The organism is Candidatus Andeanibacterium sp. (assembly GCF_057143545.1).
This window is the reverse complement of record NZ_DBNHSF010000055.1, coordinates 1-12086: the sequence shown is the minus strand read 5'-3', so window position 1 is coordinate 12086 and position 12086 is coordinate 1. Positions and strand designations below refer to the sequence as shown.

General features: G+C 62.1%; 11 protein-coding genes and 1 pseudogene. 9 read left to right on the top strand and 3 right to left on the bottom strand.

Features of this window, described 5'->3' with window-relative positions:
• The 6 genes and pseudogenes from AC16XC_RS03420 to AC16XC_RS03395 form a co-directional block, all read left to right on the top strand.
• Window positions 1-395 (top strand): annotated as a pseudogene (locus tag AC16XC_RS03420) (glutamate racemase); the annotation flags it as partial.
• A 133-nt stretch (window positions 396-528) separates the two neighbouring features.
• Window positions 529-1749: a 5-aminolevulinate synthase gene (gene hemA, locus AC16XC_RS03415; RefSeq protein ID WP_484033235.1), complete on the top strand. Its 1221-nt coding sequence runs from the start codon at window positions 529-531 to the stop codon at window positions 1747-1749.
• 13 nt (window positions 1750-1762) lie between these two features.
• Window positions 1763-2041 carry a YdeI/OmpD-associated family protein gene (locus tag AC16XC_RS03410; RefSeq protein ID WP_484033234.1) on the top strand — a complete coding sequence of 93 codons (279 nt, stop codon included), beginning with the start codon at window positions 1763-1765 and terminating at the stop codon, window positions 2039-2041.
• A gap of 143 nt (window positions 2042-2184) precedes the next feature.
• Entirely contained in the window at window positions 2185-2727 is a 543-nt protein-coding gene (locus tag AC16XC_RS03405; RefSeq protein ID WP_484033233.1) for a hypothetical protein, read from the top strand.
• A 118-nt stretch (window positions 2728-2845) separates the two neighbouring features.
• Entirely contained in the window at window positions 2846-4615 is a 1770-nt protein-coding gene (locus AC16XC_RS03400; protein ID WP_484033232.1) for a TIR domain-containing protein, read from the top strand.
• Window positions 4616-4696: 81 nt separating this feature from the next.
• Window positions 4697-6469, top strand: coding sequence for a TIR domain-containing protein (locus AC16XC_RS03395; RefSeq protein ID WP_484033231.1), 1773 nt, complete (start codon window positions 4697-4699; stop codon window positions 6467-6469).
• A gap of 113 nt (window positions 6470-6582) precedes the next feature.
• Here the strand turns inward: AC16XC_RS03395 and AC16XC_RS03390 are convergent, their stop codons facing one another.
• Together AC16XC_RS03390 and AC16XC_RS03385 are read right to left on the bottom strand one after the other, a co-directional pair.
• On the bottom strand, window positions 6583-7785 hold the full coding sequence (locus AC16XC_RS03390; protein WP_484033230.1) for a type III PLP-dependent enzyme: 1203 nt from the start codon (window positions 7783-7785) through the stop codon (window positions 6583-6585).
• 133 nt (window positions 7786-7918) lie between these two features.
• Window positions 7919-8974 carry a 1,9-bis(guanidino)-5-aza-nonane synthase gene (locus tag AC16XC_RS03385; RefSeq protein ID WP_484033229.1) on the bottom strand — a complete coding sequence of 352 codons (1056 nt, stop codon included), beginning with the start codon at window positions 8972-8974 and terminating at the stop codon, window positions 7919-7921.
• A gap of 80 nt (window positions 8975-9054) precedes the next feature.
• Here AC16XC_RS03385 and AC16XC_RS03380 point away from each other — a divergent pair, with 80 nt between their 5' ends.
• The 3 genes from AC16XC_RS03380 (at window position 9055) to AC16XC_RS03370 (ending at window position 10982) form a co-directional block, all read left to right on the top strand.
• Window positions 9055-10032 carry a threonine ammonia-lyase gene (locus AC16XC_RS03380; protein WP_484033228.1) on the top strand — a complete coding sequence of 326 codons (978 nt, stop codon included), beginning with the start codon at window positions 9055-9057 and terminating at the stop codon, window positions 10030-10032.
• Window positions 10033-10100: 68 nt separating this feature from the next.
• Window positions 10101-10532, top strand: a complete 432-nt coding sequence (locus tag AC16XC_RS03375; protein WP_484033227.1) for an MAPEG family protein — start codon at window positions 10101-10103, stop codon at window positions 10530-10532.
• Window positions 10533-10544: 12 nt separating this feature from the next.
• Window positions 10545-10982: an MAPEG family protein gene (locus AC16XC_RS03370; protein ID WP_484033226.1), complete on the top strand. Its 438-nt coding sequence runs from the start codon at window positions 10545-10547 to the stop codon at window positions 10980-10982.
• A gap of 7 nt (window positions 10983-10989) precedes the next feature.
• Here the strand turns inward: AC16XC_RS03370 and trxB are convergent, their stop codons facing one another.
• The gene (gene trxB, locus AC16XC_RS03365; protein ID WP_484033225.1) at window positions 10990-11967 is read right to left on the bottom strand and encodes a thioredoxin-disulfide reductase; all 978 of its coding nucleotides are present in this window, start codon (window positions 11965-11967) and stop codon (window positions 10990-10992) included.
• Between the last annotated feature and the right edge of the window lie 119 nt (window positions 11968-12086).

Sequence of the window (12086 nt, the reverse complement as noted above, 5' to 3'; positions counted from 1 at the left end):
TCGCCTCCGACAAGCTGCTGCTTCGCCATGCCGCGCCCGAACTGGTTGATGCGGCCGAAGCCAAGCTGCGCGGCGAGATTGTCGACCCGGCCTTGGTCGAAGCGGCCGTAGCCGGACTGCGCAACCAGCCGCGCGGCGACGAGATCGACACAGTCGTGCTCGCCTGCACCCATTTCCCCCTGCTCGAAAGCGAATTGCGGGCGGCGTTCGGCCCCGGTGTCGAACTGGTCCACGGTGCGGCGGGAATCGCGCGGCGGATTGCCTTCCGCACCGAAGGGCAGGAATTCGAGCGCGTGGCGCCCGACCGGCTGGTCTACACCGGCGAGAATGGCGCGGTCGAGGCGCTGCGCCCTGCGCTCGCAACCTATGGCCTTCAGGCGATCGAGCATTTCTAAGCCCGGCTTGTTGCGAATCCCTCGCAAACTCTTGACTTTTATTGATCTGGCGCATGGCTTAAGGCCCCCGCGAAAGCCTAAACGAGCCGCGCGACTCGCTTCGCGGCATGGCTGGCAAACACGGACGGACCCGTTGAATTACGATCTGATTTTCGAAAAGGCGATTGACCGGCTCCACGAAGAGGGCCGCTATCGCGTGTTCATCGATATCCTGCGCAACAAGGGCGCCTACCCCAATGCGCGCTGCTTCGCCCATCACAACGGACCGCAGCCGATCACCGTGTGGTGTTCGAACGACTATCTCGCGATGGGCCAGCATCCCAAGGTGATCGCTGCAATGGAAGAGGCGATGCACGATGTCGGGGCCGGATCGGGCGGCACCCGCAATATCGGCGGCAACACCCATTATCATATCGAACTCGAGCGAGAATTGGCCGATCTCCATGGCAAGGAAGGCGCGCTGCTGTTCACTTCGGGCTATGTCTCGAACGACGCGACGCTTTCGACGCTGGCCAAGCTGCTGCCCGGCTGCGTGATTTTCTCCGACGAATTGAACCACGCCAGCATGATCGCCGGCATCCGCAATTCCGGTTGCGAGAAGCGCGTCTTCCGCCACAATGATGTCGAACATCTCGAGGAATTGCTGGCCGCCGAAGACCCGGAACTGCCCAAGCTGATCGCCTTCGAAAGCGTCTATTCGATGGACGGCGACGTTGCCCCGATCCACGCGATCTGCGACCTTGCCGAGAAATACAATGCGCTGACCTATATCGACGAGGTCCATGCCGTGGGCATGTATGGCGATCGTGGCGGCGGGATTTCGGAACGCGACGAGGCCGCGCACCGGGTCGACATCATCGAGGGCACGATGGGCAAGGCGTTCGGCGTGATGGGCGGCTATATCGCGGCCGACACGCGGATCATCGATTGCATCCGCTCCTATGCCCCGGGCTTTATCTTCACGACCTCGCTCTCGCCGGTGCTGGTGGCGGGCGTGCTGGCCGCGGTTCGTCACCTCAAGGAAAGTTCGGTCGAGCGTGAAGGCCAGCAAGCAGCCGCAGCAGCGCTCAAGCAGATGCTGCGTGAAGCCGGGCTCCCGGTGATGGATTCGGTCACGCATATCGTGCCGGTGATGGTCGGCGATCCGGTCAAGGCCAAGAAGATCAGCGACATATTGCTCGCCGAATACGGGATTTACGTCCAGCCGATCAATTACCCGACCGTGCCGCGCGGGACCGAGCGCCTGCGCTTCACCCCCGGCCCTGCCCATACCGAAGACATGATGCGCGCGCTGACCGATGCGCTGGTCGAAATCTGGGACCGGATGGAGCTGGAAATCCGCAAGGCGGCTTGAACCAAACTTGGCGATGACCGGGGCCGCGAATGCCGATTTCCGTCACCGCACCCCACCTGAACTCCAAGCCATGCTCGATGGCGATCCGGCGCTGGCCGAAAAATGGCAGGCGCTAACCTCGCTCGCTCGCAACGAGTGGATCTGCTGGACGATCTCCGCCAAGCAGGAAGCCACCCGCGAGAAGCGCCGAGCACGGCTGAGTGAGGAAGTGCGGGACGGCAAGAAGCGCCCTTGCTGCTGGCCCGGCTGCCCACATCGCCGGGAATCCGCTCGCAATTGGGTCGAACCTTGAAGCTGCTGTGAATTGACCTGCGACAAGGTTCGCCTTGCGCCATCGCCTATCCATCGTCAGTCTAGGTAATGGGAAGTCCCTGAGACGAGGGGGAAGTCCCCAAGACGGTCGGAACCGCGTCTCGCATATTGGGAGGTGAAGCCATGTCCATAAAGTCAGGTTTTCTTGAAACCGCATTGATTGCGCTCGCCGCGTTGACCTTGGCTGGCTGCCAGCAGCAGGTCCCGGCTCCGGAAGAAAGTGCTGACGCCCCGGGCAAGCTGCCGATCAGCATGAATGCGGTGATGGTGAGCGTGGTCGACAGTTCAGCCGACTATGTCTTTGCGCTCGGCAATGGCGATCTGCCGAAGAACGACCATGACTGGGACATGGTCCGCTCGGCCAGCTACGAACTGGTCCTCTCCGGCGAACTGACCAAGATGGAAGGGACCGGAGCGAACGATGCCGCTTGGGCAGCCGATACTGGCTGGCAGAACATGGCGCAGGACCTCTCGACGATCGGGCAGGAAGCGCTGGCGCTTGCCGAAGCCAGGTCGGAAGATGTCGAGGCCTGGCGCGGCCTTGCCGACCGGCTGGTCACCAACTGCCTTGCCTGCCACGAGGCCTTCAAACCGGAAATCCCGAGCGAAGGAATCCTGCACGAGAGCACCGAGCGCGAATCACGCGGGGAAAGCATTTTCGACTAGGCTCCGAATGTCGGCCGCCGAAAGTGAGCGAAGCCGTGCATGGCGCGATCCTCGCATGTTTCACTTGCTACCAACTCGCTGCAAGCTACTAGTATCCACCTAGCTTGCCAGGGGGTCCATGTCCGAAATCTTCATTTCCTATGCCCGGCCCAACGAGGCGATCGCCCGGACAACCGCTGACGCATTGCGGATTGCCGGCTACAATGTCTGGCGCGACGACGAGCTTCCTGCCCACCGCGCCTATAGCGACGTAATCGAGGAACGGATTAGGGAAGCCAAGGCCGTACTGGTGCTGTGGTCGGCCGATGCCGCCCGTTCGCAATGGGTCCGCGCCGAGGCAGACGCAGCGCGCGAGGCCGGGACGCTGGTCCAGATCAGCCTCGACGGCAGCCTGCCGCCGATGCCGTTCAACCAGATCCAATGCGCCGACCTGGCCGGCTGGAACGGGGATACCAGAGCCCCCGGCTGGTCGAAGGTCATGGGCAGCATCGCCTCGCTTGCCGGGAGTGCCTCGCCGCAACTGGATGCGCGGAGCGCCGAAGCCGACAATGCGCAGCGCAAGGTCGTGTGCGTGCTGCCCTTCGTCAATATGAGCGGCGATGCCGAACAGGAATATTTCAGCGATGGGATCAGCGAAGACATCATCACCGACCTCTCCAAGGTCTCGGCGCTGACCATCATCGCCCGCAACACTGCCTTCTCCTTCAAGGGCAAGACGGTCGAGAATGCGGTGCTGGCGCGCGATCACGATATCACCCATGTGCTCGAAGGCAGCGTACGCAAGGCGGCGGGCCGCGTCAGGATCAACGCCCAGTTGATCGACTGCAATTCGGGCCACCAGCTGTGGGCCGACCGCTATGACCGCGATCTCGACGATATCTTCGCGATCCAGGACGAAATCTCGAAAGCGATCGTCGCAGCCCTGCGGCTCCAGCTGCTGCCGACCGAGAAGAAGGCAATCGAGCATCGCGGCACGTCGAGCTCCGAGGCTTACAATCTCTACCTGATGGCCCGCCAGCACTGGATCAGCGGCAATGACGGTGACAGTCGCCGCGACGAAGTGGTCGTCAGGATTTGCCGGCAGGCGACCGAAATCGATCCCAATTATGCCAAGGCCTGGGCGTTGATGGCGCTTGCCCAATCGGAGTTGCGGTTCCGTCATGATCGGGTCGAAGAAGACGCCCTGGCTTCGGCGGAAAAAGCGCTGGCACTCGATCCCAACCTGCCCGAGGCGCATTGCATCAAGGCCCGCTATCTCGAGACCGAGGAAGGCCGTTTCGACGACGCTCACGCACAGGTCGAGACCGCTCTCAGGCTTGGACCGGAAGGCTGGGAAGTGAACAAAGAGGCTGCCCGCCTGCTTTTCCGGCAAGGCAAGATGAAACAGGCGATCCCTTATTTCGAGAAGGCGGCGGCGTTGATGGAGAGCGACTATCACTCTCCCGGAATGCTGCAGACTTGCTACACCGCAATAGGCGACCGAGAGGGGGCAATCAGGTCCGCCAGGATGACCCTGGCCCGAGCCGAGAAAGCCGTCGCGCAGGATCCATCAAACGGGGCTGCTCTAGGTCTGGGGGCAGGTGCGCTTGCCTATGCCGGTGAATCCGAGCGAGCCAAGGAATGGATCAGGCGGGCGATGCTCATCGCGCCCGAAAACCTCACCATGCGTTATAATCTGGTTTGCGCCCTGACAGTCGAACTGGGCGAGATCGAAGAGGCCCTCGACATGCTCGAGGGATTTATCGACAAGATGAACCCCATGCTGGTTACCCATGTCCAGGTCGATCCAGACCTCGATAAGCTCAGGGATTCGCCGCGCTTCAACGAGATGATCGAACGCGCCAAGAAGCGGCTTGCCGAAGCCGGCAGCGCGAAGGCAAAGGCCTAGGCCGCACGCGATTATCGCATGTTTCACTTGCTACCAGTTGCCCGCAGGCTACTAACGAAAGCTTAGCTTGCGCGGGGCCCGATGTCGGACATCTTCATTTCCTATGCACGTCCGAACGAGGCGATTGCCCGGGCGGCCGCCGACGCATTGCGCGTTGCCGGCTATAATGTCTGGCGCGACGATGAGCTTCCCGCCCACCGGGCCTATAGCGACGTCATCGAGGAACGGATCAGGGAAGCGAAAGCGGTTGTCGTATTGTGGTCGGCAGATGCGGCCCGCTCGCAGTGGGTGCGGGCCGAGGCCGATGCAGCCCGCGAAGCGGGAACGCTGGTCCAAATCAGTCTCGACGGCAGCCTGCCGCCAATGCCGTTCAACCAGATCCAATGCGCCGACCTCAATGGCTGGAGCGGCGAAACTTCCTCGCCGGGCTGGGCCAAGGTGATGGGCAGTATCGCCAGCCTCGCCGGGACCGCGGCCACCGCTCCTGCCGCCGCCAGCAGCGCGCCGCAGGCCAAGGTGGTGGTCTGCGTCCTTCCCTTCGTCAATATGAGCGGCGATGCCGAACAGGAATATTTCAGCGACGGGATCAGCGAGGATATCATTATCGACCTCTCGAAGGTCTCGGCGCTTTCGCTGGTCGCCCGCAACATCGTCTTTGCGCTCAAGGGCAAGCCGCTCGACGTTCCCGCGCTGGTGCGCGATTACGGGGTGACCCATATGCTTGAAGGGAGCGTGCGCAAAGCCGGCGACCGGGTCAGGATCACTGCCCAGCTGATCGACTGCGAGGACAATCTCCAGCTTTGGGGCGACCGCTACGACCGGGACCTGACCGACATTTTCGCGATCCAGGACGAGATTTCGAAAGCGATTGTCGCTGCGCTGAAGCTCCAGCTCCTGCCCAAGGAAAAGAAGGCTATCGAACAGCGCGGGACCAACAGTCCCGAAGCCTACAGCCTCTACCTCCTTGCGCGACAGCACTGGATCAGCGGCAACAAGGGCGACCAGCGCCGCGACAAGGTGGTGGTGCGCGTTTGCCAGCAGGCTACGGCGGTAGACCCGGCCTATGCCAAGCCCTGGGCGCTAATGTCGCTGGCCATGTGCGAATTGCGGTTCTGGCACGGAATGGAAGAGATCGATCCGCTAACGCCGGCCGAACGCGCGATCGAGCTCGATCCCAGCATCGCCGAAGCCTATTGCGTGAGGGCGCGTTTCCTCCAGATCGATGGCAAGCTCGACGAGGCCAACGAGGCGCTGGCAACGGCGCTCCGCCTCGAGCCCGAAAGCTGGGAAGTGAACAAGGAGGCCGCCTTCCTCTACTTCCGGCAGGGCCGCATCATGGAATCGATCCCCTATTTCGAAAAGGCCACGGCGTTGATGGATAGCGATTTCCACAATCCCCTGATGTTGATCACCTGTTATGAGGCTAAGGGCGATGCCGAAGATACCAAGCGCATGGCGAAAATCTGTGCCGAGCGGGCGGAAAAGGCGGTTGCCAGCGATCCCAGCAATGCCGCGGCAATGGCGGCGGTCGCCAATGCCCTGGCGGCGCTGGGCGACCAGCCGCGGGCAAGGGAATGGATTTCCCGCGCCCTGATGTTCGACCCGGAAAATCTTTCGATGCGCTACAACCTAGCCTGCGCACTTGCCGTGAATCTTGGCGACATCGATGGAGCAGTCGATACGCTTGAGGAATATTTCAAATACGCAAACCCGACCCAGGTCCAGCACAGCCAGGTCGATCCCGACATGGACATCCTGCGCGATAATCCTCGCTACAAGGCGATGTACGAAGCAGCGATGGCCCGCAACGGAATGACGGCTGGAACCGCTCCGGCTTCCGCCGCGCCGGCCTAGAGCGATTTCGAGCCGGATGGAATCATCTGGCGGCCTGGAAATCGCGGGAAGACAAGGCTCTGGAGCGCCCGGCTTCGATGCAATCAAGGTCGAAAGCGCTCCAGGAGCGAAATTCAGCGCAAGCTCACCACATTGTCGCTGGTCGGCAGCGGGCGATCGCCACGATAGAGGCTCGCCATCGGTTCGTCGGCCGCGAGCACGACTTCGGCATTGCCGAAGCCGTTGAAGCCGGTCTTCATTGCCGAGCCATAGGCGCCCAGCATGCCGATCTCGATGAAATCGCCCGACTGGATGTCCGCCGGCAGCATGAAGGGACCCTTCATGTAATCGGCATCGTCGCAAGTCGGCCCGTAGAACGCGAATTCCTCGAGCGGCTGGGAGAGATCGTCTTCCAGTGCTGCCACCGGGAACCGCCAGTCGACATGGGCGGCATCGAACAGGGCGCCGTAGGCACCGTCGTTGATGTAAAGTTCGTTTCCGCGGCGCTTCTCGACTTTGACGATCATCGAGCTGTATTCGGCGCACAGCGCCCGGCCCGGTTCGCACCACAGCTCGGCATTGTAGGCGATCGGCAGCAATTCGAACTGGCGCTTGATAATCGCGAAATAGTCCTGCAGCGGCGGCGGCTCCATCCCGGGGTAGCAGCTCGGGAAGCCGCCACCGACATCGACGATGTCGACCGTTACCGCTGCCTCGGCAATGGCCACGCGGACGCGCTCGAGCGCCTGGATAAAGGCGAACGGCGTCATCGCCTGGCTGCCGACATGGAAACAGATGCCGAGCGCATCGCAATGCTGGCGAGTCGCCTGGAGCAGCGGTGCCGCATCGGCCAGGTCGACCCCGAATTTCGAGGCAAGGCTCAGTTCCGAATAATCCGACGAAACCCGCAAACGAACACAGAGGCTGAGGTCCCCGGCGGGCCTGCCCTTGTCATCCCTGGTCGCTTCGACGATCTTGTGCAGTTCTTCGATCGTATCGAGGCTGAAGGTCCGTACGCGGTGCCGGTGATAGGCTTCGCGGATCGCGCTCGGGGTTTTGACGGGGTGCATGAAGCACAGTTCCGCTTCGGGAAGGATCGAACGAACCATCCGGATTTCGCCGATCGAAGCGACGTCGAAATGGGAAATTCCGTTGTCCCACAGGATCTGGACGAGGTCCGGCGAGGGATTGGCCTTCACCGCATAGAGCGACTTGCCCGGAAACTTCTCGGCAAAGAAGCGGGCAGCGCGCGCCGCGGCGTGCGGGCGGTTGATGATAACCGGTTCGTCCGGCGAAAGATCGCGGACTACAGACCGTGCGTCGGGATAGATGTGCAACTCAAGGGACCCCCAAAACAGTTCGCCAGAACCATGAAACGACAAGCTGCCTTGCGGTTAGGAAGTCCCCTTGGGGCAGCGGAGGGTGGCTATAGAAGCAACTTTGTGAACCGCAAGTGAAAAACGCACATTTTCAGGAATCGAAAATCGTCGCCCAGCGGCGCGGCGTGCGGTTTTTCCAATGTTCACGGTGATATGCGTCCGAAGCCAGCAACGGCATGACCGATCCAGCCTCGGCAAACACCATCTGTTCGATCGCGGTCGAGACCTTTCCCCAACTGGCCGCTTCCTGCAGCGTCGACGACGAGCACGCGCCGTCGCGAACATCGGCAACGGTGATCTGTACGGCATATTTGTGGACCGCGACGTCCTCGTGCCCGAGGATTTCGGCGCACACCACCGTATCCTGGATGAAATTCTTGGGCACACCGCCGCCGACCATCAGCAGGCCCGATTCGCCGGCCTCGATCTTGATCGCGGTGAGTTCGCGGAAATCCGCCACCGCATCGATCATCAGATAGGGTGCGCCCTTGGCCAGCTGGTCGACCTGGTGCTTCACCAGACCGAACCCCGCCGATGAGTCGACAAAGGCCGGGCAGAAGATCGGCACGTCGTGCTCGAAGGCGAGCTTGACCAGGCTGTTGTCCTTTTTCCCGTGCTCGGATAGATAGCGGCCCATCTCGCGGATGAAGGCGCGCGAAGAGTAAGGACCGGGCGGCAGCGAATTGGCGATCCTGTTGATCGTGAAGTCGCAATCCTGCAGCTGCTCCTCGTCGATATAGGTGTCGTAGATCCGGTCGATATAGAGCGAGCGCAAGGTATCGTCATCGGGAACTTCGAGCGCCTGATAGTGCTTGTGACCGAGCCCTTCGAAGAAATCCATATCGACGATGGTTGCACCCGTCGCGACCACGCAATCGACCATGTTGCTCCTGACCAGTTCGGCATAGAGGTCCATGCACCCGCCTGCCGAAGTCGACCCGGCGATGACGAGGAAGATCGTGCAGTCCTGGTCCTCGAGCATCTGGTTGTAGATGCCGGTCGCCCGCGCCAGGTCGCGGCTGGTGAAGCTCATCTTGCCCATCGCATCGATGATCGGACGGGCATCGAATTTGGTGATGTCGATGTGTTCGACCTTGGTAGAAAGCAGCTCGGCCTTACGCGTATCATTGATCTTCGAATCGGTCATTTGCTCGTCCTGACGGTCGGGAAAGGCGCGGGCCATTAGTGGCTGGTCGCGCGATAGTAAATATGCGACGTGGCCGCTCCATGACTCAATCGGGCGACTTGCGCAAACCCACGCGGGACGGAGTGCTCGACGCAGCACGTCGAATTGCCGCTATCCTGCCGCAAACGCCGCTGCTGCCGGTCGAAATCAATGGCGAGCAGTGCTGGGTCAAGGTCGAGAGCCTCCAGCCGATCGGCGCCTTCAAGATTCGCGGTGCGTGGAATCGGATCGGCCGGATTCCCGAAGGCGATCGTGAGCGCGGCGTCATCGGCGTTTCGAGCGGCAATCATGCCCAGGGCGTCGCCTGGGCGGCACGCAGGCTGGGAATGCCGGCAACGATCGTCATGCCGGAGGACGCACCAAGGGTGAAAACCGACAATGTCCGGGCATTGGGGGCAGAAATCGTCACTTACGACCGCAGGGCCGGCGATCGGGACGAGATTGCCAGGGAGCTGCAGGAAAAGACCGGTGCCACCATCGTCCATGCCTTCGCCGATCCGTGGATAATCGAAGGCCAGGGCAGCGCCGGGATCGAGGCAGCCGCGCAGCTCGTCGAGCGCGGCGAGGCCGCCCCGACGCGCTTTATTGCGCCGTGCGGCGGCGGCGGGCTGTCGGCGGGGCTCGCCCTCGCCTGCCCCGAAGCCGAAATCGTGCCGGTCGAGCCGGCCGGCTGGGATGTGATCGGCAGGAGCCTTGCCGAAGGCAGGGAATTGCGCGCCTCGCCCGACGCGCCGCACACGATCTGCGATTGCCTGCTCGCGCCCGCCGCCCGGCAAATAAATCTCGACGTCCTCAAGGGTCGCGCCGAGCCATGCCTGACCGTCAGCGATGCGGAGATTCGCTCGGCGATGCGCTTCGCCTTCGCCAATTTGCGGCTGGTGATCGAACCCGGGGCAAATGCCGGGCTGGCGGCGGCGTTGGCTGGCAAGGCGCGGATCGACCGCCGCACGGTGATCCTGCTCACCGGAGGCAATGTGGATCCCGCAGTGTTTGCCGGGATCATCGAATCCGCAAATTAAGTTGCATTTGACAATCTAACACCCCGAGCGCAGTCTGCCTCTCAAGAAGAATCGAGAGGGGGGAATTCATGCTGGCCCAGATGCTCGCACCGGCTGCCGCATTGGTGGCATGGTCGCTCGTCGTTCTTTTCTGGATGGTCGTCACGCGTTTCGCTGGCTTGGCGAAGACCGACGTCGACCTTGGCAACGCGCCACCCGGCGGACGCGGGCAGGACCTCGAACCGATCCTGCCGGCCAAGACCAACTGGAAATCCCACAATTACACGCACCTGATGGAGCAGCCGACGATCTTCTACCCGACGGTGGTGGTCATTGCGCTGATGGGAGCCGGCCCGACCGACATCCTCTTTGCCTGGGCCTATGTCGCGATCCGCATCGTCCATTCGCTGTGGCAGACGTCGGTCAACCGGATCCCCGTGCGGGTCGTGTTGTTCACTCTGTCGACCTTGTGCCTGGTCGTGCTTTCGGTTCGGGCGGTCATGCTGACAATCTTCGGTTAGGGGAGACGGACCATGGAGCTTGTAGGTATGGAGATTTTGAAGCCGGTCGTTGCACTGGCGATCTGGACCATGGTCATGTGGGTCTGGATGTACGCCACAAGGATCCCGGCCATGAACAAGGCCAGGGTCGATCCCGATCGCCTGGCCAAGGAACAAGGTGCCTCGCTGGATACGCTGCTCCCGGTCGAGGTGCAGTGGAAAGCCAAGAATTACAATCACCTGCACGAGGCGCCCACGGTCTTCTACGCTGTCGCGATCACCCTGGCGATCATCGGCCAGGGCGACGGTTTCAATGCCCAGCTGGCCTGGGCCTATGTCGCCCTAAGGGTTGTCCATTCGCTGGTGCAGGCGATCTGGAACAAGATCGTCGTCCGGTTCGCGCTCTTCGCGCTATCGAGCCTGGTGCTGGCGGCGCTGATCCTGCACGCGGCAATGGCATTGTTCCGCTAGGCTAAGTTCAGGCTTCGACTGAGGCCTTTTCCTTCCGCGCAAAGTCGCGTTCGGCAAGGAACCGCTCTGCATCGAGCGCGGCCATACAGCCCGTCCCGGCGGCCGTCACCGCCTGGCGATAGACATGGTCCATCACGTCGCCGCAAGCAAACACGCCCGGCACCGACGTCTTTGGCGTCCCCGGTTCGACCAGCAGATAACCATTCGCATCCATCGGCAGCTTGCCCTTGAACAGCTCGGTGGCAGGCGCGTGTCCGATCGCAACGAAGGCTCCGTCGACTTCGATCGTGCTGGTCTCGCCGGTGAGCGTATCGACCAGTTCCAGGCCGCCCAGCGTTCCGTCTTCGCCCGCAATGAAGCGCGTCACAGTCTTGTTCCACAGCGGAGTGATCTTCTCGTTGGCGAACAGCCGATCCTGCAGGATCTTTTCCGCGCGCAACTCATCGCGCCGGTGGATCAGGGTCACATCGTCCGAATGGTTGGTGAGGTAAAGCGCCTCTTCGACCGCGGTGTTCCCGCCGCCGATCACTGCCACCTTCTTCCCGCGAAAGAAGAAGCCGTCGCAGGTCGCGCAGGCCGAGACGCCCTTCCCTCCCAGCTCCGCTTCTCCCGGTACGCCGAGCCATTTTGCCTGCGCACCGGTGGCAATCACCAGCACATCGCCGACATATTCGTCGCCGCTGTCGCCGATCGCCCTGAACGGCGAACCGCCCGCGATATCGACATCGACGATCGTATCCCAGATCATCCGCGTGCCGACATGCTCGGCCTGGGCCTGCATTTCCTCCATCAGCCAGGGGCCCTGGATGACATCGCGGAAGCCGGGGTAGTTTTCGACATCGGTGGTGGTGGTCAGTTGGCCGCCGGGCTGGATACCCTGGACGACGATCGGATTGAGGCCGGCGCGGGCGGCGTAAATTGCGGCGGTGTAGCCGGCTGGGCCGGAGCCGAGGACGATCAGGCGGCTGGAAATGATGTTGCTCATCGGGCCCAATTAAGGGCGCGACTCGATATCGGCAATGGGCCTGAACTAGAGGAGGAAGGTCGGTGTCGGGTCGACCACCGGCGGGATCGTGCCGCGCTGAACCGGGCAGCCCTGCGGCT

Excerpts from the sequence above, each read along its gene's own strand:
- AC16XC_RS03410 (WP_484033234.1), top strand. The coding sequence starts at position 1,763 with ATGACCGGGGCCGCGAATGCCGATTTCCGTCACCGCACCCCACCTGAA.
- AC16XC_RS03405 (WP_484033233.1), top strand. The coding sequence starts at position 2,185 with ATGTCCATAAAGTCAGGTTTTCTTGAAACCGCATTGATTGCGCTCGCC.
- AC16XC_RS03400 (WP_484033232.1), top strand. The coding sequence starts at position 2,846 with ATGTCCGAAATCTTCATTTCCTATGCCCGGCCCAACGAGGCGATCGCC.
- AC16XC_RS03395 (WP_484033231.1), top strand. The coding sequence starts at position 4,697 with ATGTCGGACATCTTCATTTCCTATGCACGTCCGAACGAGGCGATTGCC.
- AC16XC_RS03385 (WP_484033229.1), bottom strand. The coding sequence starts at position 8,974 with ATGACCGATTCGAAGATCAATGATACGCGTAAGGCCGAGCTGCTTTCT.
- AC16XC_RS03380 (WP_484033228.1), top strand. The coding sequence starts at position 9,055 with ATGACTCAATCGGGCGACTTGCGCAAACCCACGCGGGACGGAGTGCTC.
- AC16XC_RS03375 (WP_484033227.1), top strand. The coding sequence starts at position 10,101 with ATGCTGGCCCAGATGCTCGCACCGGCTGCCGCATTGGTGGCATGGTCG.
- AC16XC_RS03370 (WP_484033226.1), top strand. The coding sequence starts at position 10,545 with ATGGAGCTTGTAGGTATGGAGATTTTGAAGCCGGTCGTTGCACTGGCG.
- trxB (WP_484033225.1), bottom strand. The coding sequence starts at position 11,967 with ATGAGCAACATCATTTCCAGCCGCCTGATCGTCCTCGGCTCCGGCCCA.